General features: G+C 62.0%; 21 protein-coding genes. 4 read left to right on the top strand and 17 right to left on the bottom strand.

Annotated features, from left to right (window positions below; translation table 11 throughout):
* Window positions 1-20: 20 nt before the first annotated feature.
* From KGA81_RS11230 to ribBA, 6 genes are all read right to left on the bottom strand, one after another.
* Window positions 21-1,736, bottom strand: coding sequence for an amidase (locus KGA81_RS11230; protein WP_223545864.1), 1,716 nt, complete (start codon window positions 1,734-1,736; stop codon window positions 21-23).
* 264 nt (window positions 1,737-2,000) lie between these two features.
* Entirely contained in the window at window positions 2,001-3,155 is a 1,155-nt protein-coding gene (locus tag KGA81_RS11225; protein WP_223545863.1) for an ABC transporter ATP-binding protein, read from the bottom strand.
* A gap of 16 nt (window positions 3,156-3,171) precedes the next feature.
* Entirely contained in the window at window positions 3,172-3,981 is an 810-nt protein-coding gene (locus KGA81_RS11220; RefSeq protein ID WP_007976227.1) for an ABC transporter permease, read from the bottom strand.
* A gap of 6 nt (window positions 3,982-3,987) precedes the next feature.
* Window positions 3,988-4,920 carry an ABC transporter permease gene (locus KGA81_RS11215; RefSeq protein WP_223545862.1) on the bottom strand — a complete coding sequence of 311 codons (933 nt, stop codon included), beginning with the start codon at window positions 4,918-4,920 and terminating at the stop codon, window positions 3,988-3,990.
* The gene (locus KGA81_RS11210; protein ID WP_223463130.1) at window positions 4,917-5,942 is read right to left on the bottom strand and encodes an ABC transporter substrate-binding protein; all 1,026 of its coding nucleotides are present in this window, start codon (window positions 5,940-5,942) and stop codon (window positions 4,917-4,919) included. Before KGA81_RS11210 ends, KGA81_RS11215 begins: the two co-directional genes overlap by 4 nt.
* A gap of 285 nt (window positions 5,943-6,227) precedes the next feature.
* Window positions 6,228-7,337 carry a bifunctional 3,4-dihydroxy-2-butanone-4-phosphate synthase/GTP cyclohydrolase II gene (gene ribBA, locus KGA81_RS11205; protein WP_223545861.1) on the bottom strand — a complete coding sequence of 370 codons (1,110 nt, stop codon included), beginning with the start codon at window positions 7,335-7,337 and terminating at the stop codon, window positions 6,228-6,230.
* A 70-nt stretch (window positions 7,338-7,407) separates the two neighbouring features.
* On the opposite strand from ribBA, the gene KGA81_RS11200 reads away from it, so the two are divergent.
* Window positions 7,408-7,704, top strand: coding sequence for a DUF1330 domain-containing protein (locus KGA81_RS11200; RefSeq protein ID WP_223545860.1), 297 nt, complete (start codon window positions 7,408-7,410; stop codon window positions 7,702-7,704).
* Between the two features lie 244 nt (window positions 7,705-7,948).
* On the opposite strand, the gene KGA81_RS11195 is transcribed toward KGA81_RS11200, so the two are convergent.
* The 10 genes from KGA81_RS11195 to KGA81_RS11150 all read right to left on the bottom strand — a co-directional run bounded on the left by KGA81_RS11195 (window position 7,949) and on the right by KGA81_RS11150 (window position 17,090).
* The gene (locus KGA81_RS11195) at window positions 7,949-8,512 is read right to left on the bottom strand and encodes an NUDIX hydrolase (protein WP_223545859.1); all 564 of its coding nucleotides are present in this window, start codon (window positions 8,510-8,512) and stop codon (window positions 7,949-7,951) included.
* Window position 8,513: 1 nt separating this feature from the next.
* The gene (locus KGA81_RS11190; RefSeq protein ID WP_223545858.1) at window positions 8,514-9,266 is read right to left on the bottom strand and encodes a GntR family transcriptional regulator; all 753 of its coding nucleotides are present in this window, start codon (window positions 9,264-9,266) and stop codon (window positions 8,514-8,516) included.
* Window positions 9,267-9,355: 89 nt separating this feature from the next.
* Entirely contained in the window at window positions 9,356-9,745 is a 390-nt protein-coding gene (locus KGA81_RS11185; RefSeq protein ID WP_007991919.1) for a carboxymuconolactone decarboxylase family protein, read from the bottom strand.
* 19 nt (window positions 9,746-9,764) lie between these two features.
* Window positions 9,765-11,216: an NAD-dependent succinate-semialdehyde dehydrogenase gene (locus KGA81_RS11180; protein ID WP_223545857.1), complete on the bottom strand. Its 1,452-nt coding sequence runs from the start codon at window positions 11,214-11,216 to the stop codon at window positions 9,765-9,767.
* 147 nt (window positions 11,217-11,363) lie between these two features.
* Window positions 11,364-11,849 carry a flavin reductase family protein gene (locus KGA81_RS11175; RefSeq protein ID WP_223545856.1) on the bottom strand — a complete coding sequence of 162 codons (486 nt, stop codon included), beginning with the start codon at window positions 11,847-11,849 and terminating at the stop codon, window positions 11,364-11,366.
* Window positions 11,850-11,861: 12 nt separating this feature from the next.
* Entirely contained in the window at window positions 11,862-13,343 is a 1,482-nt protein-coding gene (locus tag KGA81_RS11170) for an aldehyde dehydrogenase (protein ID WP_223545855.1), read from the bottom strand.
* Entirely contained in the window at window positions 13,340-14,173 is an 834-nt protein-coding gene (locus KGA81_RS11165) for an alpha/beta fold hydrolase (protein ID WP_223545854.1), read from the bottom strand. The genes KGA81_RS11170 and KGA81_RS11165 overlap by 4 nt, the downstream gene beginning before the upstream one ends.
* Window positions 14,174-14,216: 43 nt before the next feature.
* A complete protein-coding gene (locus tag KGA81_RS11160) occupies window positions 14,217-14,807 on the bottom strand; it encodes an amino acid synthesis family protein (protein ID WP_003225712.1) in 591 nt (196 codons plus the stop codon).
* 253 nt (window positions 14,808-15,060) lie between these two features.
* Complete coding sequence (locus KGA81_RS11155; RefSeq protein WP_218432028.1) at window positions 15,061-15,693, bottom strand: response regulator; 633 nt, start codon at window positions 15,691-15,693, stop codon at window positions 15,061-15,063.
* A gap of 32 nt (window positions 15,694-15,725) precedes the next feature.
* Window positions 15,726-17,090 (bottom strand): cache domain-containing protein, encoded by a 1,365-nt coding sequence (locus KGA81_RS11150; RefSeq protein WP_223545853.1) that lies wholly within the window; start codon window positions 17,088-17,090, stop codon window positions 15,726-15,728.
* A 411-nt stretch (window positions 17,091-17,501) separates the two neighbouring features.
* Between KGA81_RS11150 and KGA81_RS11145 the strand changes: the two genes are divergently transcribed.
* Window positions 17,502-19,559, top strand: a complete 2,058-nt coding sequence (locus KGA81_RS11145) for a carbon starvation CstA family protein (protein WP_223545852.1) — start codon at window positions 17,502-17,504, stop codon at window positions 19,557-19,559.
* 2 nt (window positions 19,560-19,561) lie between these two features.
* Complete coding sequence (locus KGA81_RS11140; RefSeq protein WP_007976534.1) at window positions 19,562-19,759, top strand: YbdD/YjiX family protein; 198 nt, start codon at window positions 19,562-19,564, stop codon at window positions 19,757-19,759.
* Between the two features lie 63 nt (window positions 19,760-19,822).
* On the opposite strand, the gene KGA81_RS11135 is transcribed toward KGA81_RS11140, so the two are convergent.
* The gene (locus KGA81_RS11135; protein WP_223545851.1) at window positions 19,823-20,029 is read right to left on the bottom strand and encodes a hypothetical protein; all 207 of its coding nucleotides are present in this window, start codon (window positions 20,027-20,029) and stop codon (window positions 19,823-19,825) included.
* Window positions 20,030-20,338: 309 nt separating this feature from the next.
* Here KGA81_RS11135 and katG point away from each other — a divergent pair, with 309 nt between their 5' ends.
* Window positions 20,339-22,555, top strand: coding sequence for a catalase/peroxidase HPI (katG, locus tag KGA81_RS11130; RefSeq protein ID WP_223545850.1), 2,217 nt, complete (start codon window positions 20,339-20,341; stop codon window positions 22,553-22,555).
* The last annotated feature ends 25 nt before the right edge of the window (window positions 22,556-22,580 follow it).

Here is a 22,580-nt window from a genome sequence, read left to right as displayed (position 1 = left end):
AGCCGCCACGGTTTTACGGGTCAGCGCTTTTCAGCCGCCAATGGCGGGGTGCGCGGCGGGATCATGCGTTTGTTCCCGGTCGATTCGAACGCCGATGCCAGGTGCAGCAGCGACGAGTCGTCATACGCGCGCCCGGCAAACGTCAGGCCGACCGGCATGCCGATGTCCGGCATCACGCCCATCGGCACGGTGACCGTCGGCACGCCGAGGTGGCGGATGGCGAGGTTGCCGTTGGCGACCCATACGCCGTTGCTCCAGGCGATGTCCGCCGATTGCGGATCGACATCGGCATTCGCCGGGCCCACGTCGGCGACGGTCGGGAATAGCACCGCATCCAGGCCCAGGCGATCCATCCAGTCTTCCAGATCGATCTTGCGGGTCTTTTCCAGCCCGCGCAGGCCGTCCGGTACCGTGCTGATCTGGTCCCACGGGGTGATGCCGCGTTCGGCCATGCGCACGTATTCGTCCATGCCGGCGGCCAGGTCGCCCTCGCGGTTGGGCAAGGTGCCCGGATCGTGAGGGAAGATCTGCGGACCGTCGACATCGACCAGGCGGTTGAGTTTCGGGTCGCCGTTGGCCTGCAGGAAATCATCGAACGCCCAGGCGGTCAGGTCCCACAGTTCATGGTGTAAAAATTCCTTGGAGACGATGCCGCGATTGAACACGGTCGGCGCACCAGGACGATCGCCCTCGCAATTGGAAACCAGCGGGAAATCCACGTCGATCACTTCGGCACCCGCGTCTTCGAGGGCCTTGCGTGCCTGTTCCCAGAGGCCGATCACCGAAGGACGGGTGTGGATGCGTTGGCCGGTCGGGCCACCGATGCCCGGCGCTTCGCTGGTGCCCGCTTCAGGGTCGGCGTTGATGTACATGCGTGGGATGCCGAACTTCTTGCCTTTGAGCGCCTCGCTGTTGGCGGCCAGCGCCGCGTAGGATGTGGGGCGCACCAGGGACGAACTCGGGATCGGCACCCAGGGTTGCAGGCGCCACAGATCGCCACGGGTGTCCGGGTCGTCGGCCACCACCACGTCGAGCACTTCGAGCAGGTCGGCCATGGTCCGGGCAAACGGCACGACCACGTCCATGGTCGGGGTCAACGGCCAGTTGCCGCGCACCGAGATCACCCCGCGCGAAGGGGTGTAGGCGCACAAGCCATTGTTCGAGGCCGGTCCACGGCCGCTCGACCAGGTTTCTTCCGCCAGGCCGAAGGCCGCGAAACTCGCGGCAGTGGCGGTACCCGCGCCGTTCGATGAGCCGGAGGCGAATGGGGCGGTGAGGTAGTCAGCGTTGTACGGGCTCTCGGCACGGCCGTAGACGCCGCGCTGCATCCCGCCGTTGGCCATCGGCGGCATGTTGGTCTTGCCCAGGCAGATCGCTCCGCCAGCGCGCAGGCGCTCGATGGTGAACGCGTCGCGATAGGCAACCAGGTCCTTGAAGGCCGGGCTGCCGGATGCGGCGGTGAGGCCCTTGACCAGATAGCTGTCCTTGGCGGTGTAAGGGATGCCGTCCAGCGGGCCCAGCGTCTGGCCCTTGGCGCGACGGGCGTCGGACGCCCGGGCTTCGGCGAGCGCTTCGGGGTTGCGCACCACGACCGCATTCAGCGCCGTTGGCGTTTCGGGGCCGTCATAGGCGTCGATCCGCGCGTGATAGGCCTGGACCAGCTCAACCGAGGTGGTCTGGCCGGATTCGAGCGCGGCGCGCAGCTCGGCAATGGAAACTTCGGTGACCTCGATCATGCTGCCACCGCCAATTGCAGGTGGAGGGTCCCAAACACTTCAGTTTTCTCGAAATGGACTTTCATATCGTTATTCTCGTTGCACTGTGTGGCACGACAGGGTCGGGTGTTAAAAATACTGAGCACTATTTAGCATTAAACCGGGATTATAGGAATCCGTTGTCCAATTTATCTTACAGGCGACAGAAAAAAGGCCACCACAACCCGACGTTGTGGTGGCCCGAGGGTGACTCATTATAGTGGCCTGCGCGCGCAGGCCAATGGATCAGTGAGCGCCGGCGGCCTTGTTCAGGTCGCTTTCGGCCCATTCGGTGTAGACGCAGGCGTCGGCAGTGGCCCAGCGCACCCGCACCGGGTCGCCGGCCTTGAGCGGCATGCCGGCGGCGGACAGTGCCTTGACCGTCATCGAGGTGCCGCCCGCGGTGACCACGCTGCAAGTCTGGCTTTCGCCGAGAAACAGCACTTCCACAACCTTGGCCGAGACTTCGTTCCAGCCGGCGGCCAGCGGTTCGGCAAGGGCTTGTTCAGTGCTCAGGGCCAGGGCTTTTTCCGGACGCACCATCAGCAGCACGTCCTGATCGGTTTGCAGGCCGGCGGTGAGGCGGATCGACAGCGCCTGGTCTTCGAAGGTCGCCACCGCATTGCCCTGGGCCTTGAGCTTGAGGAAGTTCGAGTTGCCGAGGAACGAGGCGACAAAGGCGTTCGGCGGATTCTGGTACAGGTCATAACCGCTGCCCAGGCCAACGATCTTGCCGTGGCTAAAGATCGCGATGCGCTGGGACAGGCGCATGGCTTCTTCCTGGTCGTGGGTCACGTAGACGATGGTGATGCCCAGGCGCCGATGCAGCTGGCGCAGTTCATCCTGCAAGTCTTCACGCAGTTTCTTGTCCAGCGCACCGAGGGGTTCGTCCATCAGCAGGATGCGTGGCTCATAGACCAGCGCCCGGGCGATGGCGACGCGTTGCTGCTGGCCACCGGAGAGTTGCGAAGGGCGGCGATGGGCAAATTGCTCAAGCTGCACCAGCTTGAGCATCGCATCGACCCGGCGCTCGCGTTCGGCGGCAGCCAGTTTGCGAATGGCCAACGGGAACGCAATGTTGTCGCGCACGGACAGGTGCGGGAACAGCGAATAACGCTGGAACACCATGCCGATGTCGCGTTTGTGCGGCGGCACGTTGACCAGCGACTGGCCGTTGACCAGGATCTCGCCGCTGCTCGGGGTTTCGAAGCCGGCGAGCATCGACAGCGTGGTGCTTTTGCCCGAGCCGCTGGAGCCGAGGAAGGTGAGGAATTCACCGTCCTTGATGTCCAGCGAGATGTTGTCCACGGCGGCGAAGTCGCCGTAGTGCTTGTTCAGGTTACGCAGGCTGACCAGAGGCTTGTCATTTTGCTGCGCGGAATCTTTGATCACTGCACTCATGTCGTACTCCTGGCGCTCAAGCGCTGATTTCGTTGCGCCGACGCAGGGCAGCGGCGATGACCATGACCAACACCGAGAGACCGATCAGCAGCGTCGAGGCGACGGCGATCACGGGCGTCAGGTCCTGGCGCAGGGTGGTCCACATTTTCACGGGAAGGGTTTGCAGGGTCGGGCTGGCCATCATCACGCTCAGCACCACTTCATCCCACGAGACGAGAAAGGCGAAGAGGGCGCCGGCCACCATGCCCGGACGGATTGCCGGGAAGGTCACCTTGAACACCGCTTGCAGGCGCGAGGCACCGCAGATCACCGCCGCATCCTCGATCGACTGATCGAACAGCTTCAGTGAGTTGATGATCGAGATGATGGTGAACGGCAATGCGACGATGACGTGGCTGACCACGAACGCGAACATGGTCCCGGTGTAACCCAGTTTCAGGAACAGCGCGTAGACCGCCACGGCGATGATCACCAGCGGCACGATCATCGGCAGGGTGAACAGGCCATAGAGCATTTCCCGGCCGGGGAAGCGGCCACGCACCAGGGCGAACGCGGTGGGCAGACCCAGGGCGACGGCGAAGAAGGTGGTCAGCACCGCGACTTTCAGGCTGGCCATGGCGGCGTTCATCCAGTCGGCGTTAGAGAAGAACTGGCCGTACCATTTCAACGTCCAGCCCGGTGGCGGAAACACCAGCCATTGCGACGAGCCGAACGACAGCAGCACGATGAACACGATCGGCAGCAGCAGGAACAGCCCGATCAGCCCGGTGGTGGCATACAGGCCGAAGCGCATGCGCCGGCTCATGGCATTGGGGGTCAGGAGCATGACGGCTTACCTCGCGTTGCTGGCGCCAACCGGGGATTCCGGCTGGAGCTTCAGGTAGAAGTAGAACAGCACCAGCGTGATCACGATCAACAACGCGGCGCCGGCACTGGCCAGACCCCAGTTGAGGAACGACTGCACCTGCTGAATGATGAACTCGGGCAGCATCATGTTCTGCGCACCACCCAGCAGCGCCGGGGTCACGTAGTAACCCAGGGACATCACGAACACCATCAAACCACCGGAGAACAGCCCCGGCCGGCACAGCGGCAGGAACACCCGGAAGAAGTTGGTCCAGGGGCTGGCGCCGCAGATGGAACCTGCCTGCAGGATCATCGGGTCGATGGCCTGCATGGTCGCCTGCAACGGCAGCACGATGAACGGGATCATGATGTAGCTCATGCCGATCACCACGCCGGTGAGGTTGTGTACCATCTCCAGCGGTTGATCGATGATGCCCATGGCCATCAACGCTTTGTTGATCACCCCGGAGGCTTGCAGCAACACCAGCCAGGAATAAGTGCGGGCGAGCAGGCTGGTCCACATCGACAACAGCACGATGTTGAGGATCCAGCGGCCCCAGCCACGGGGCACCAGGGTGATCGCCCAGGCCAGCGGGAAACCCAACAACAGGCTGAACAGCGTCACCAGACCGGCCACCGAGAAGGTGTTGAGCAACACCCGGGCATAGGCCGAGTTGGCGAACAGTTGCTCGTAGTTGCCCAGGCCCGGCACCGGTTCCAGCACGCCGCGCAACAGCAGGCCAATCAACGGCGCGAGGAAGAACAGGCCGAGGAACAGCAGGGCGGGGATCAGGTTGCCCGATCCACGCCAGCGCTGGGCCAGGCTCGGCGATTGCGTCATTGCAACCGCCTTGCCGGCAGCGCCAGGGGCGCTCCCGACTGGCGTGGATGGACGGGATGCGGTTGCCGTCATTTTCATTTGACCAGCCATTCGTTCCACCGTGTCGCGATGGCCGGACCGTTCTTGGCCCAGTACGCGAAATCAAGAGTGATCTGATCCTTGGCGTAAGCGGTCGGCAGATTCGGGGCCAGCACCGAGTCCAGGCGCTGCACGCTGTCGACGTTGACCGGGGCGTAGGCGGTCAGGTTGGAGAAATCCGCCTGGCCTTTGGCACTGCTGGCGTTGGCCAGGAACTTCATCGCCGCGTCCTTGTTTTTCGAACCCTTGGGAATGACCAGAATGTCGGCCATGACCAGGTTCTGCTTCCAGCTTACGCCAACCGGAGCGCCGTCTTCCTGCAGGGCGTGAATCCGGCCGTTCCAGAACTGGCCCATGCTCGCTTCACCGGAGGCCAGCAGCTGCTGCGACTGCGCACCGCCGCCCCACCAGACGATGTCTTTCTTGATGGTGTCGAGCTTTTTGAACGCGCGGTCCAGGTCCAGCGGGTAGAGCTTGTCGGCAGGCACGCCGTCGGCCAGCAGCGCCAGTTCGAGCACGCCAGGGCTTGGCCATTTGTAGAGGGCGCGTTTGCCGGGGTAGGTCTTGGTGTCGAACAGCGCGGACCAGTCCTGGGGTTTGCTGGCGCCGAGCTTGCCTTCGTTGTAGCCGAGAACGAAGGAGAAGAAGAACGAACCGACGCCGTGATCCGAGACAAACCGCGGGTCGATCTTGTCGCGCTGAATGACTTTGAAGTCGAGGGGTTCGAGCAAGCCTTCGGAGGCAGCGCGCAGGGCGAAGTCGGCTTCGACGTCGACCACATCCCACTGCACGTTGCCGCTTTCGACCATGGCCTTGAGTTTGCCGTAGTCGGTCGGGCCATCCTGCACCACGGTGATGCCGCTGGCCTTGCTGAACGGGTCGGCCCAGGCCTGCTTCTGCGCATCCTGGGTGCTGCCGCCCCAACTCACGAAGTTGACGCTTTCAGCCGCCAGCAATGCCTGGCTGGTCACGCTCAGCAGTCCCGCAAAAAGAACCGCGGTCGCACGTTTGTTCAACACCATTTTCACGCCCTCATTGTTGTGTTTATGAGCGGGGCTTTCGAGTGCCCGCCTATCGGGAGCATCAGTCCGTCGAGTCAGTGCTGACTGTCCGGTCTATGGAATATCATATTATGGTATTCCAAACTTTGTGCAAGCATTTTGCCGTACCGGCTATCAGCCGAAAGTGGAATTTCATGCTCTTTGTAGGAGCTGGCTTGCCAGCGAAAGCGGCCGTTCAGCCAATGTTGAAGTCGACTGACACACCGCTTTCGCTGGCAAGCCAGCTCCTACAGGTTTCTCTGTGGGTCAGCCGGTGAATGGAATACTTTCCACCACCTCCAGGTCATACCCGGTCAACCCCGCATATTTCAGCGGCGGCCCAAGGTGGCGCAGCTTGCCGACACCGAGGTTCTGCAGGATCTGCGCTCCAGTGCCCACTTCAGAATAGATCCGCGACTGCGAACGGCTGAACTGTCGGGGTGGCTGGGTCAGTTGCGGTACGCGTTCGAGCAGTGCTTGCGAGGATTCGTGATTGGCCAGCACCACCACCACGCCGTGGCCTTCGGCGGCGACACGCTGCAAGGCGGCCCACAACGTCCAGTTGGTCGGCCCGCTGTATTCGGCACCGACCAGGTCGCGCAACGGATCGATCACATGCACGCGCACCAGCGTCGGCTCATCGCGACGCAAATCGCCCATGACCATGGCCATGTGGACACCGCCTTCGATGCGATCCTCAAAGGTGATCAGACGAAAGGTGCCGTGCACGGTCGGCAGGTCACGTTCACCGATGCGCACGATGGTGTGTTCGGTGCTCAGGCGATAGTGGATCAGGTCGGCGATGGTGCCGATCCTGATCCCGTGCTTGCGCGCGAACACTTCCAGGTCCGGACGGCGAGCCATGGTGCCGTCGTCGTTCATCACTTCGACGATCACCGAGGCGGGCGCATGGCCCGCCAGGCGGGCCAGGTCGCAGCCGGCTTCGGTATGGCCGGCACGGGTCAGCACGCCGCCTTCCCGGGCGCGCAACGGGAAGATATGGCCGGGTTGCACGATGTCGGCGGGGCCGGCATGGGCAGCGACGGCAGCGGCCACGGTGCAGGCACGATCGGCAGCGGAGATGCCGGTGGTCACCCCGACGGCGGCCTCGATGGACACGGTGAAGGCGGTGCTGAATACGCTGCCGTTGCTCGGCACCATCTGCTCCAGGCCCAGGCGTTTGCAGTGCTCGTCGGTCAGGGTCAGGCAGATCAGGCCCCGGGCTTCACGGGCCATGAAGCTGATCGCCTCGGGTGTGCAGCAATCGGCGGCCAGCAACAGGTCGCCTTCGTTTTCCCGGTCTTCATCGTCCACCAGCAGGACCATTTTGCCGAGGCGGTAATCTTCGATGATTTCTTCGATGCTGTTGAAGGCCATGCTGGAGTCTCGGTATTTGTTGGGTTGGTAATGTGGTATACCATAATACAAAATAAACCGAGAGGTCACTATGAAGGCGTACTGGATTGCTCACGTGGATGTCACCGACCCCGATCAATACAGCCAATACACCCAGCGGGCGCCGCAGGCGTTTGCCCTGTATGGCGGTCGGATTCTGGCGCGGGGTGGGCGTAGCGAGGCGATGGAAGGCCGCTCTACGCCGCAACGCAGTGTGGTGATCGAGTTTGATTCCTATGAGCAGGCGGTGGCTTGCTATCACTCGGCGTTGTATCAGGAGGCCAGGGTGCACCGTGAAGGGGTGGCCGTGGCAGAGGTCATCATCGTCGAAGGCGTGGCACCGGCATAACGAACACCACATCACCCTGTAGGAGCTGGCTTGCCAGCGAAGGTCTGTCAGTCGACGCGACTTTTGCAGGTGTACATATCCATTCCTGCAGAAGCGGATATGTACTCAATCAACAAAAGACAGGCCGGCTGTCAGGCCGTCTTCGCTGGCAAGCCAGCTCCTACAGGAGAGCGCGTCCGGCCGTGAAAGCGAAATCGCAAGCGGCCGTGACCGCAGAAATGGATATGCACACCTGGAAAACAGGTCAGCGAATAAAGTGAATCTTCCCGCTGTCGTCATTGCCCATGTAAATGCCATACACCCCAGCCTGACGCTCCTCGATATAGCGCTCAAGGATCTGCCGGATCGCCGGGTAGTAGATGCTGTCCCAGGGAATGTCCTCAGGCGCGAAGAACTTGTAGTCGAGGGTTTCCGGGCCGTACTGCCCGGTAATCTCCAGCGCGATGGCGCGGAAGATGATGTACACCTCGCTGATCCTGGGCACGCTGAAGATCGAATAGGGCGAGACGATTTCCGCACGCACGCCGCTTTCTTCCCAGACTTCCCGCAGCGCGGCCTGCTCGGTGGTCTCGCCGCTTTCCATGAAGCCCGCCGGCAGGGTCCAGGTGCCGGGGCGCGGAGGAATCGCGCGCTGACACAACAGGTACTTGCCATCCTGCTCGATGATGCAACCGGCAATGATCTTCGGATTGACGTAATGGATGTAGCCGCAGCCGCGGCACATCAGGCGCTCGTGCGTATCGCCCGGCGGCAACTGTGAGCCAAGGTCTGCGCTGCCGCACTTGGGGCAAAAGCTCGGGCTGAACATTTCAGCGACCTATGCGCGGTTCTTTCAGCGCGATGGGCAGGGTGATCTGCGGCGTGGCGCCGGTTTCTTCCTGTTTGCGCTTGAGGTAGTCCAGGGCCACGGCAGCGGCCGCACGCACGTGGTCGACGCACGCCTGGTGGGCGGCCAGCGGGTCACCGCTCTTGATCGCTTCGACCATGCGTTCCATTTCCTGGTTACTGGCGCTGCGACGGTTTTCCTGGGACACCGAGGTCGCGCGCAGGTAGCTGATGCGTGCCTGTAACTGGCGCAGTTGAGTGGCCGCGACATGGTTGCCCGAACCTTCGAGCAACACATCGTAGAAACCCTGGACCGAGTCGATGACCTGTTGCAGTTCGCCGTCCCTCAGTGCCTTGCGGTTTTCTTCCAGGGCTTTTTCCAGGGCCTTGATGTCCTTGGCCTTGGCGCGCAGGGTGAACAGTTGCACGATCAGCCCTTCGAGTACGCAGCGCAGCTCGTAGATGTCGACGGCATCGGCCAGGGTAATGATCGCGACCCGCGGGCCCTTGGCGTCGGCGAATTCCACCAGGCCTTCGGATTCCAGGTGACGCAAGGCTTCGCGCACGGAAGTACGGCTGACGCCCAGGCGATCGCACAGATCGCGTTCGACCAGACGGTCTCCCGGCAGGAGCTGGAAGTTCATGATGGCGCTTCGCAGTTTATCCAGCACGATTTCGCGCAGGGTAACGGGGTTGCGATTGACCTTGAAGCTGTCGTCGAGTGGCAGGCGTTTCATGGGGTCCGCTCTGATTGTGGCTGTCCATGCAAAAAGGAGCACTTCGATTACGGGAATCCATGTGCTCGCTCGGATCAAACAGCCAAGGGTTAACTGGAGGCCTCGGCATCGGCTTCGGCGAAGGCTTCACGGGCGAGCCGGAAACTGTCTACGGCAGCGGGGACGCCGCAATAAATGCCGACCTGAAGCAATATTTCGCGTATTTGCTCACGACTCAGGCCGTTACGCAAGGCGCCGCGCACATGCAGCTTGAGTTCGTGGGGCCGGTTGAGGGCCGAGATCATCGCCAGGTTGATCATGCTGCGCTCCTTGAGCGACAAACCCTCACGACCCCAGACATGCCCCCAACAATACTCGGTGACCATTTCCTGCAATGGCCGGGTGAAGTCGTCGGCATTTTCGATGGAGCGGTTGACGTAGGCTTCGCCCAGCACCTGGGTGCGGATCTTCAGGCCTTTTTCATATTTTTCGTTGTTCATTTGCGTAGCTCCCGTGGGCTCAGAGGCCGCCCATCAAGGTGTATTTGAGTTCCAGGTAATCCTCGATGCCGTACTTCGACCCTTCACGGCCCAGCCCCGAGGACTTGATGCCGCCAAACGGCGCGACTTCGGTGGAAATCAGCCCTTCGTTGATCCCGACCATGCCGTACTCCAATGCTTCGCTCATGCGCCAGGCGCGGCCCAGGTCGCGGGTGTAGCAGTAGGCAGCCAGGCCGAATTCGGTGTCGTTGGCCATCTCGACGGCCTGGGCCTCGGTGTCGAAACGGAACACCGCTGCCAGTGGGCCGAAGGTTTCATCCCGGGCGACTTTCATCTGCGTGGTGACGCCGATCAGTACGGTCGGCTGGAAGAAGCCGTTGCCCAATGCATGGCGCTCACCGCCGCACATTAGTTGTGCGCCGTGGGCCAGCGCGTCTTGCACATGGTCTTCGACCTTGGTCACGGCGCGCTCGTTGATCAGCGGGCCTTGGGTGACGCCATCATCGAAACCGCTGCCGACCTTGAGTTGCGAAACCCGCTCGGCCAGGCGCGCCACAAAGGCGTCATGGATGCCGTCCTGCACCAGGAAACGGTTGACGCAGACGCAGGTCTGCCCGGCGTTGCGGAATTTGGCGATCAGCGCACCGTCGACGGCGCGCTCCAGATCGGCGTCGTCGAAGACAATGAACGGCGCGTTGCCGCCCAGTTCCAGCGAGACTTTTTTCAGGGTCGGCGCGCACTGGGCCATCAGCAATTTGCCGATGGCAGTGGAACCGGTGAACGACAGTTTGCGCACGAGTGGGCTTGAGGTCAGCTCACCACCGATGGCAATGGCGTCGCCCGTGATGACGTTGAAAATGCCTGGGGGAATCCCGGCCTGTTCCGCCAGCGCCGCCATGGCCAGCGCCGAGAATGGCGTTTCCGGGGCCGGTTTGACAATGCACGGGCATCCGGCCGCCAGTGCCGGGCCGGCCTTGCGGGTGATCATCGCCGCCGGGAAGTTCCACGGCGTGATGGCCGCGACCACGCCAATCGGCTCTTTGCTGACCACGATGCGCGCATCGCCCTTGTGGCTGGGAATGGTGTCGCCATAGATCCGTTTGGCTTCCTCGGCGAACCACTCGATGAAGCTTGCGGCGTAGAGGATTTCACCCTTGGCCTCAGTCAGTGGCTTGCCCTGTTCGAGGGTGAGGATGTGTGCCAGGGCGTCGGCGTTTTCCAGCATCAGCGCATGCCAGCGCTTGAGGGTATTGCTGCGCTCCCTGGCGGTCAGCGCGCGCCAGGCCGGCCAGGCTTTGTTGGCGGCATCGATGGCCAGGCGCGCGTGTTCGGCGCCAAGGTTCGGCACCTTGCCGATGAGTTCACCGGTGGCCGGGTTGAAAATGTCCTGACAGGCGCCATCCGGCGCGTCCAGCCATTGGCCATTGATGTAGGCTTGCTGACGGAACAAAAACGAGGTTGCTGGGTTCATGCCGGCTCCTGAGAAAAGTGGGCGGTCTCTGTAGGAGCGAGCTTGCTCGCGAAAAACCCGAGAACGCCAAGGGCTGTCAGGCAGCACGCGTTATCGTTCACGACCATCGCGGGCAAGCCCGCTCCTACAGGGGATTGTGTAGATCTATCAGGCCAGGGTGGGCAACGGCCCCAGCTTGCCTTTGTGGTAGATCATCGGTGTCACCGGTTGCGTGGGCAGGATCAGGTTCTTCACCGCGCCAACGATGATCGCGTGATCGCCGCCGTCGTATTCGCGCCACAGCTCGCACTCGATGATCGCCGTCGCCTTGGCAAGGATCGGGTTGCCCAGTTCGCTCAAGTGCCACTCGATGCCTTTGGCCTTGTCTTTGCCTTTACCGGCGAAGGCATAGGCTTCGGCGGTCTGGTCGGCGGACAGCAGGTGAATCGCGAACTGCTTGCTGTCGCGCAGCACCGGGTAGGTGTCGGAGCCGTAGTTGGGGCAGAACAGCACCAGTGCCGGGTCGATCGACAGCGCACTGAAGGCGCTGGCGGTGATGCCGACGATGCCGCCGTCCGGGTCCAGGGTGGTGACCACCGTGACCCCGGACGGGAACGAGCTCATCACTTCTTTGTAAATGCCGGGTTCGATCATTTTCCAGGACTCCTAGCGCATCACGAAGGGATCAGGCATCGGTGCCTGGGACAGGTTGATCCACACCGTTTTCAGCTCGGTATAGGCCAGCACCGAATCGATGCCGCTTTCGCGTCCATAGCCGCTGTTCTTGAAGCCGCCGATCGGCGCCATGGCCGAGACCGCGCGGTAGGTGTTGACCCAGATGATCCCCGAACGCACGTCCCGGGCCAGGCGATGGGCACGACCCAGGTCGCGGGTCCAGATGCCGGCGGCGAGGCCGAACTGCGAGTCGTTGGCAATCGCCAGGGCTTCGGCTTCGTCCTTGAAGCGGATGACCGAAGCCACCGGACCAAAGACTTCTTCCTGCATGATCTTCATCGAATTGCGGTCGCACTCGAACAGCGTCGGCTCGTAGAACCAGCCGTCGGCCAGATTGGCCGGACGCTTGCCGCCCAGACGCAAACGCGCGCCTTCGGCAATCGCATCGGCCACCAGGCCTTCGACCACGGCCAGTTGCTGCGCGGTGGCCATCGGGCCCATTTCGCTGCTGTCGTCCTGCGGGTTACCGATGCGGATGCGCTGGGCGCGTTCCACCAGACGACCGACGAATTCGTCGTAGATCTCGTCCTGCACCAGCAAGCGCGAACCGGAGACGCAGCTCTGCCCGGAGGCGGCATAGATCCCGGCGATGGCGCCGTTGATCGCGCTGTCGAGGTCGGCGTCGGCGAAGATGATGTTCGGCGATTTGCCGCCCAGTTCCAGCGACAGCTTGGCGAAGTTCTCGGCGCTGCTGCGCACCACATGCCGGGCCGTGGCCGCGCCGCCGGTGAAGGCGATCTTGCGCACCAGCGGATGGCGGGTGAGGGCGGCGCCGGTGCTCGGGCCGTAACCGGTGACCACGTTGACCACCCCCGGCGGAATCCCGGCTTCCAGCGCCAGGCGCGCCAGTTCGAGGATGGTCGCCGAGGCGTGTTCCGACGGCTTGATCACGATGGTGTTGCCGGCGGCGAGGGCCGGCGCCAGTTTGATCGCTGTCAGGTACAGCGGGCTGTTCCACGGAATGATCGCCGCAACCACACCCATGGCTTCGTGCACGGTGTAGGCAAACAGGTCCGGCTTGTCCAGCGGCAGGGTGCCGCCTTCGAGCTTGTCCGCCAGGCCTGCGGTGTAGTGGAAGAACTCCGGCAGATAGCCGACCTGGCCACGGGTTTCGCGGATCAGCTTGCCGTTGTCGCGGCTTTCCAGCTGCGCCAGTTGTTCCTTGTTCTCGGCGATCAGATCGCCCAGGCGGCGCAGCAATTTGCCGCGAGCGGTGGCGGTCAAGCCGCGCCATGCCGGGCTGTCGAAAGCCGCCTGCGCTGCCTGCACGGCGCGCTCGACGTCGGCTTCGTCGGCATCGGGCAGTTCGGCCCACGGCTCGGCCAGCGCCGGGTTGAGGCTTTCGAAGGTCTTGCCGGACAGGGCATCGACCCATTCACCGCCGATGCACATCTGGAAGCGTGCGAGTGTCATGCAACGATCCCCTTGATCTGGTTTTGTTGGGAGTGCGCGGTCTGCAGAAACTCCAGCAACAGCTGGTTGACCAGGCGCGGCGACTCTACGGGCATCATATGCCGTTGCTCGGCGAGCACGGCAACGGTCGCACCGGGAATGCGTTCGGCCAGTTGCCGGGCCATTTCCGGGGTCGAACCGGGGTCCAGCTCGCCGGTGGCGATCAGCGTCGGCACCTGGATGCTGGCCAGGTCGTCGGCGCGGTACATGTCCTGGGTGGCGAACAGTTCATAAGTGGTCAGGTAACCCTGCGGGTCATTGCCGGCCAGGGTCTGGCGAATCGCGGCGATCTGCGCCGGGTTCGCGGCCTGGTATTCGCGGCTGAACCAGCGCGACAGCGCCGCTTCGGCATTCGCGTCCGGCCCGTGTTCGGCGGCCTGACTGGTGCGGGCGATGACCCCGGCGCGCTGTTCGGCACTGCGGTTGAACACGCTGTTGAGCACCACCAGGCCTTCCAGGCGTTGCGGGTAGTGCAAGGCAAACGCCCGTGCCACCAGCCCGCCCATGGAAAAACCGATCACCGTTGCCTTGGGCAATTGCAGGTGGTCGAGCAGCTCCAGTAACTGGTCGGCATAGCCGAGCAGCGGCGTGCCGCTCGCAGGGCGCGGGCTGGCGCCATGGCCGAGCATGTCGTAAGCGATGACGCGGTACTGCGTGGCCAGGCCAACGATCTGGCCACCCCACATTTCTTTGTTCAGGCCCACGCCGTGGATCAAGACCACGGGCTGGCCTTGGCCGGTCGCCAGGTAACTGGTGCCAGCCGGGGTGAGTTCAGCGGTGAGCCGAATCATGGAGCGCTCCTGCAATGCCTTCTTGTTGTGGTTCTGCGGCCGGTTACTGGGCTTTTTCGGCGGCCAGTTCTTCCAGGTCGATGTAGCGGTTGCCGATGCGCGGGTGCAGGCGGCCGCCATCGGCGCAACCCAGGACCACAACGATTTCGTCGGCACGCGGTGCATCTTCGATCTGCATTTCCAGGGTGATGTAGTGCGAACGCAGGCCTTCGTCGTCCTTGTGCATCATCGGGATCTGGATTGAAGTGCCCGGACCGCCGCGCTTGTTGGTGAAGCTCAGGTAGCTTTTGGCTTTCACTGCTTCGCGATAATGGTTGCCGAAGCGCAGGGTGTGGATCACCGCCGAAGCGTGTTCGATTTCGCCGTCGGCGCCGACCACCGCCGCCTTGCCATACGCCTCGATTTTCTCGGCACCGCCAATGATGCCCACCAGGCGCTCGACCATCAGCGCACCGAGGTCGGAGCAGTTGGCGCGGATCTGTGGTTTGAGGTCTTCGACGAAACCGTTGCCCACCCAGGGGTTCTTCATCACCACGGCCAGACCGACCATGGTCACGGGCTTATCGGTGGCTTTGCCGCCTTCGATAAAGGTTTCTTCGACATAGCTGACGATCTTGCGGATTTCGAAACTCATGAGCTGCTCCGTAGAGGTTTGGGTGTCTGTGCGTCTGATGGTATACCATAATACCGATGACGCAAGTCCCTTGAGTGAGTTTCTCGTCGGGTGGTGGAAGGTAAGTAAGAAACTTCAGACACAACGAATCTGTAGGAGCGGGCTTGCTCGCGATGGTCGTTAACGAAAACGCGTGCCTGCTGGATAAACGCGGTGTTCCGGAGTCCATCGCGAGCAAGCTCGCTCCTACGGGGAGCCGTGGTGTCTGGAGGGGTTAGCGGGAAATGAGTCCGTGATCCAGGGCGTATTTGACCAGTGCCGCCGGCTTGTCGATGTTGAGCTTGCGCCGAATGCTCAGTCGGTGGGTTTCCACCGTGCGCACGCTGATGTCCAGTTCCCGGGCCATTTCCTTGTTGTTCAACCCTTGCGCCATCTTCGACAGCACCTGGCTTTCCCTCGGGGTCAGTTCGTTGTCGGTGTTCCTGTCGGCGATCAGCCGCTGGGCGATTTCGGCGCTGTAGAAGGTGCCGCCGCTGCTGATGGCCTCGATGGCGGCGATGATTTCCCGTGACGGGGCATTCTTCAGCACGTAGCCGCTGGCGCCGGAGCGCACCGATTCACTGACATATTCGTAATTGTCGTACATGCTCAGCACCAGCACCTTGAGCGACGGGTATTGGCTGCGCAGCACGCGGGTCAGTTCCAGGCCGTTCATGTCCGGCAGGCTGATGTCGACCAGCAGCAGGTCCGGCTGGCAACGTCCGACCATCTCGATGGCGTCGGCGCCGTTTTCCGCTTCGCCGACCATTTCCAGGGGCGACATCACGGCCAGCAGCGCCTTGATGCCGTCGCGGACCAGGGAGTGATCGTCGACCAGGGCGACGCGGATCGGGGAGGGCAGGTTCATCGAAGTATTCACTCTTGTAGTTTTGCGCCGGCTCAGTGTTTGGCGGCAGGTTTCATCGGCAGCCGCACATCCAGCTCGCTTCTGCCTGGCATCGAGATCAAATCGAAGCGTCCGCCAAAATGCTCGACACGTTCGCGGATGTTACGCAAACCAATGCCGGCGTGACGACGTTCGACCTGGGCGACGTTGAAACCGATGCCGTCATCGACCACCGTCAGCCGCACCGATTGTTCACAACCGCGCAGACTGATGGACACGTTCTTCGCCTGCGCATGGCGTTCAATATTGGTCAGGCCTTCCTGGACGATGCGAAACAGTGCAACAGCGGCGCCGTCGACCAGTTGGCAGTCGAATTCATTTTCGTCATAGGTCACGCAGAGCCCGCTGCGCTGCTCGAATTCGGCGGCCAATTGGCCGATGGCCGCCGGCAGGCCAAGGGTGTCGAGCAAGGATGAACGCAGGTCATGGGAGAGACTGCGGACTTCGCCGATGGCATCGCCCAGGCGCTCGGTGGCTTCTTTCAGTGTGTTCAAGCCCTTGTCGTGGGTTTGTCCGCGTTCCAGCAGATGGCTGGCCAGTTCGAACTGAAACTTGATCGAAACCAGCACCTGGCTGATGCCGTCGTGCAGTTCACGGGATACCCGGGATCGTTCCTCCTCCTGCAGGCTGACAATGCGCTGGGTCAGGCGTTGCAGTTTCTTGTCCGCCAGCCGATGTTCGCTGACGTTGAGGGTCATGCCGGTGGCGAACACGAACAGCACCGCGACCAGGGCGACCACGGCGATGGCCATCATGGTCTTGCGGATACCCATGGCCACTTCGGCACGGGCCTGCTGGGTGGCGCGCTCGACGTCTTCGAGGTAGATGCCGGTGCCGAGCATCCAGCCCCAGCGATCGAGCATCACCACATAGGCGAGCTTGTCGGTCACCTGGCCGGAGGAGGGTTTGTTCCAGGCGTAGCGTTGAAAGCCTTCGCCTGATTGCGCGCTTTTGAGCAGCGCCTGGATCACCGGCAGGCCGTGGGGGTCTCTCATGTCCCATAGGTATTGGCCCACCAGCTCCGACTGGCGTGCGTGCATGAGGCTGCGGCCTTCATGGTCGTAGACGAAGAAGTAGCCGTTGATGCCGAAGCTGAGCTTGCGCAGTTCTTCCAGCACTTGTTGCTGAGCGTGGGCGTCGCCGTGGCCGTCGTCGTACAGCGGCTCGATCAGGCTTTTCGCCATTTCCACGTAGTTTTTCAGCTCCGCGCGCTTGCTCGCCAGAATGCTGTCTTCGATCAGTTGCGCCTGTTGGTCGCCCAATTGGCGGTTGAGGGATATCACCAGCGCGCAGATGACGGCAATGGCCAGCACCAGCGGCAGAATCCCGAGGGCGACGATCTTGTGTTTGAGCTGCATGTTGACTCCTGCCCGCGCGAAGGCTCGGGATCATATGCCAAAGCGGCACTCGGCCTGTAGCGTTGCTGGACGGAATGACTGACGGCCATGATGCCCTTAGTTGAAATGCAGAACCTGTGGGAGCGAGCTTGCTCGCGATGAGGGCGGCACATTCAGGAGTGATGTGACAGACAGTCCGCTTTCGCGAGCAAGCTCGCTCCCACAGTTGATATGTGTCGGATGTGAAGTCTGTGTACACCCTCGCTCCCACAGGAGATCGGCGTGTTCTACGTAGAACTACGTAGGCGGCACGTACGTAGTAACGCGGATTTATTTGTGGACGGCATGCGCAGATATTGGGCCAGCTCCGCACCGCGGACACAATTATAAAAATTACCGCCGCAGTCACTGGCTGTCGGCAGGAGACACGCTATGCCCCGTCTGGCTAAACACCTCGCCTGGTTTGCCGTGGCTGTCCTGGGAGCGATTGCGCTGAGTGTCGTGGCCCTGCGCCGCGGCGAAGCGATCAACGCCCTGTGGATCGTAGTCGCAGCCGTCGCCATCTACCTTGTTGCCTACCGCTACTACAGCCTGTTCATCGCCAATAAAGTGATGCAACTCGACCCCAATCGGGCCACTCCGGCTGTGCTCAACAACGATGGTCTGGACTACGTGCCGACCAACAAACACGTGCTGTTCGGTCACCACTTCGCAGCCATCGCCGGCGCCGGTCCGCTGGTCGGTCCGGTATTGGCGGCGCAGATGGGCTACCTGCCCGGCACGCTGTGGCTGATCGCCGGCGTGGTGCTGGCCGGTGCCGTTCAGGACTTCATGGTCCTGTTCATGTCCACCCGCCGCAACGGCCGCTCCCTGGGCGACATGGTCCGCGAAGAAATGGGCCGTATCCCCGGCACCATCGCGTTGTTCGGCTGCTTCCTGATCATGATCATCATCCTCGCGGTGCTGGCGCTGATCGTGGTCAAAGCCCTGGCCGAAAGCCCGTGGGGTATTTTCACGGTGATGGCGACCATCCCGATCGCGATGTTCATGGGCATCTACATGCGCTACATCCGCCCCGGTCGCATCGGTGAGATCTCGGTGATCGGCGTGCTGTTGCTGCTCGGTTCGATCTGGCTCGGCGGGCAGATTGCCGCGGATCCGGTGTGGGCCAAGGCCTTTACCTTTACCGGTCTGCAGATCACCTGGATGCTGATCGGCTACGGTTTTGTCGCGGCGGTGTTGCCAGTGTGGCTGATCCTGGCGCCCCGTGACTACCTGTCGACCTTCCTGAAAATCGGCACCATCGTGGCCCTGGCCATCGGCATCCTGGTGACCATGCCCGAGCTGAAAATGCCGGCCCTGACCCAGTTCATCGACGGCACCGGCCCGGTGTGGAAGGGCGGGTTGTTCCCGTTCCTGTTCATCACCATCGCCTGTGGCGCGGTCTCCGGTTTCCACGCGCTGATCGCCTCCGGCACCACGCCGAAGCTGCTTGCCAGTGAGGGGCATGCCCGTTACATCGGTTACGGCGGCATGCTGATGGAATCGTTCGTGGCCATCATGGCCATGGTCGCGGCGTCGGTGATCGATCCTGGCGTGTATTTCGCCATGAACAGCCCGGCGGCCGTGGTTGGCGCCGATGCGGTTGCCGTTGCGCAAACCGTCAGCAGCTGGGGTTTTGCCATCACCCCGGAAGCCCTGCAAGCCGTGGCCCATGACATTGGTGAAACCACCATTCTGGCCCGTGCCGGCGGCGCGCCGACCCTGGCGGTCGGTATCGCGCAGATCCTGCACCACGTGTTGCCGGGCGAGAACACCATGTCGTTCTGGTACCACTTCGCGATTCTGTTCGAAGCGCTGTTCATCCTGACCGCGGTCGACGCCGGCACCCGTGCCGGGCGTTTCATGCTCCAGGACTTGCTCGGTTCGTTCGTGCCGGCCCTGCGCCGCACCGAATCCTGGACCGCCAACCTGATCGCCACCGCCGGTTGCGTGGCCATGTGGGGTTACCTGCTGTACCAGGGCGTGATCGACCCGTTGGGCGGCATCAACACCTTGTGGCCGCTGTTCGGCATCTCCAACCAGATGCTGGCCGGTATTGCGCTGATGCTCGGCACCGTGGTGCTGATCAAGATGAAGCGCCAGCGTTATGTCTGGGTCACCTTGCTGCCGGCAGTCTGGTTGCTGATCTGCACCACCACCGCAGGCTTCATCAAGCTGTTCGATGCCAACCCGGCGATCGGCTTCCTCGCCTTGGCGAAGAAGTACAGCGATGCCCTGGCCAACGGTCAGGTGCTGGCCCCGGCCAAGAGCATCGACCAGATGCAGCACGTGATCTTCAACGCCTACACCAACGCAACGTTGACCGCGCTGTTCCTGTTCGTGGTGTTCAGCATCCTGTTCTTCGCGCTCAAGGTCGGTATTGCCGCCTGGGGCACCAAGGAGCGTACGGATAAAGAAGCGCCATTCCACGCGCTGCCGGATGCCTGATCATGTTCAATGACCTGAGTCGTCTCGGCAAATACCTCGGCCAGGCCGCGCGCCTGATGGTCGGCATGCCCGACTACGACAACTACGTCGAGCATATGCAGACCAAGCACCCGGACAAACCGGTGATGGACTACGAGGCGTTCTTCCGCGAACGCCAGGAGGCCCGTTACGGCAGTAAAGCCGGACCGAAGTGCTGTTGAGTGACCTGAAAAAACCGGCTGAACAGCCGGTTTTTTATTGAGTGCAGGAACGCCCTGAATGGCTCAGGCCGGGTGGCCATCCGAATCGTCGCCGCCATTTTTGTCCCGGGTCATGCAAGCATCGTCAACGTTTCGTTCATGAGTCTCATGATCCGGTGTGTCGATCTTGAGCGCTCGGTCGGCGACCTTGGCGTTATGCATCAGGCGACAGAACACGGCGGCGACGATGATCGACAGCAATGACCAGATCACAATGGCTTTGAGGAGCATGGCGAAACCTCTCGCGGCAAACAATTCTTACGATCGCCCGCATCCTTGCAGTAAAGGCTACCTATCCATTGTGGCAGGTGTTCATGATCTTGCATTTGCTTGCAGATTTGAACTGTTTATCAGCTATCTCCCCAGATGAAGCGACAGTTTCCCGGACCGGTACTTTAATGGATGTTCTGGAGCGACTGATCACTGGGCCGTCATAGCCTTAAGGCTATGGATCCCATACCGAAAAGCTATTTCTTCAATCGGTGATCCGGATCCACGCTTAATGATGGTTAGCTGAAAACAAAATCAAGAGGAGATGCCATGTCAACTGAATCGAAATGCCCGTTCAATCACGCCGCTGCTGGCGGTGGCACGACGAACCGCGACTGGTGGCCGAACCAACTGAACCTGAAGATCTTGAGTCAACACTCGCCCAAATCTGACCCAATGGGTGGCGACTTCAACTACGCCGAAGCCTTCAAGAGCCTGGACTTCCAGGCGTTGAAAAAAGACCTGACTGCGCTGATGACCGATTCCCAGGACTGGTGGCCGGCGGACTTCGGTCACTATGGGCCTTTCTTTATCCGCATGTCCTGGCACGCTGCAGGCACCTATCGCACCGGTGACGGCCGGGGCGGCGCCGGCTCCGGCCAGCAGCGCTTTGCACCGCTCAACAGCTGGCCGGACAACGTGAGCCTCGACAAGGCCCGTCGGCTGCTCTGGCCAATCAAGCAAAAGTACGGCAACAAAATCTCCTGGGCCGACCTGATCGTCCTCGCCGGCAACGTTGCACTGGAGGACATGGGCTTCAAGACCTTTGGTTTTTCCGGTGGCCGCCCGGATGTCTGGGAGCCGGACGAAGACGTCTACTGGGGCTCGGAAAAAACGTGGCTGGGTGGCGACGTGCGGTATGGCAAAGATGCCGGGCAAAATCCCGCAGAACGCAATCTGGAAGCCCCCCTCGCAGCCGTGCAGATGGGCCTGATTTACGTAAACCCCGAAGGCCCGGAAGGCAACTCTGATCCGGTCGCCGCTGGGCAGGATATCCGCGAGACCTTTGCGCGCATGGCCATGAACGACGAGGAAACCGTCGCGCTGATCGCCGGCGGTCACGCCTTCGGCAAAACCCACGGCGCAGGTCCCGTCGAGCATGTCGGGCCGGAGCCCGAAGCCGCCGGCCTAGAAATGCAGGGCCTGGGCTGGAAGAGCACGTTCGGTTCCGGTAAAGGTGGCGACACCATCTCCAGCGGCCTGGAAGTGACCTGGACGACCACGCCAACCCGGTGGAGCAACAATTACCTGGAGAACCTGTTCGGTTACGAATGGGAACTGACCAAGAGCCCGGCGGGGGCAAACCAGTGGAAGCCGAAAAACGGCGCTGGCGCCGGCACCATTCCGGATGCCCATGACCCGTCCAGACGGCGTGATCCGACCATGCTGACCACGGACCTGTCGCTACGCTTCGACCCGATCTATGAGCCGATTTCGCGGCGCTTCCTGGCCAATCCAGACCAGTTGGCCGACGCCTTCGCCCGTGCCTGGTACAAGCTGATTCACCGTGACATGGGGCCGCTTTCACGCTACCTCGGCCCGGAAATGCCGAACGAAGAGCTGCTGTGGCAAGACCCGATCCCTGCCGTCGACCATCCGCTGGTCAATGACAGCGATGTGGCGGGCCTGAAAAGCAAGGTGCTGGCTTGCGGCCTGTCGGTCTCGCAACTGGTATCGACGGCGTGGGCGGCGGCTTCCTGCTTCCGTGGCTCCGATAAACGCGGCGGTGCCAACGGTGGGCGTTTGCGTCTGGAGCCGCAAAAGTCCTGGCAGGCGAACCAGCCAGAACAACTGGCCAGCGTGCTGGCAAAACTCGAAAGCATTCAGAAGGAGTTCAATAGCGCACAATCGGGCGGCAAGAAAATCTCCCTGGCTGACCTGATCGTGCTCGCCGGTGGCGCGGGTGTCGAACAGGCGGCGAAAAACGCCGGCCACAGTGTGACAGTGCCGTTCAGCCCAGGACGTATGGACGCCAGCCAGGAACAGACCGATGTCGAATCCTTCGGTTACCTTGAGCCGATTGCCGACGGTTTCCGTAATTACCTGAAGCAACAGTACCGTGTACCGGCCGAAAAATTGCTGATCGACAAGGCGCAACTGCTGACGCTCACCGCGCCGGAAATGACGGTGTTGCTGGGCGGCTTGCGCGTGTTGAACACCAATGTCGGCCAGAGCAGGCACGGTGTGTTCACCACACGTCCGGAAGCCTTGACCAACGACTTCTTCACCAACCTGCTGGACATGGGCGTGGAGTGGAAGCCGGTATCGGATGCCCAGCAAGAGTATGAAGGGCGCGATCGCAAGACCGGCGCGCTGAAGTGGACGGGCACTCGAGTCGACCTGGTCTTCGGTTCCAATGCGCAGTTGCGCGCGTTGGCCGAATTCTATGCCTGCGCTGATGCGCAGCAGAAGTTCGTCAAGGACTTCGTCGCTGCGTGGACCAAAGTGATGAACCTGGATCGCTTCGACTTAACCCGCACTGCCTAGAGGAGAGGTTGTCATAGCGCCGACA

The sequence above is a fragment of the Pseudomonas sp. A-B-19 genome (assembly GCF_019947515.1).
Taxonomy (GTDB): Bacteria; Pseudomonadota; Gammaproteobacteria; order Pseudomonadales; family Pseudomonadaceae; genus Aquipseudomonas.
This window is presented reverse-complemented; position numbering and strand designations above follow the sequence as displayed.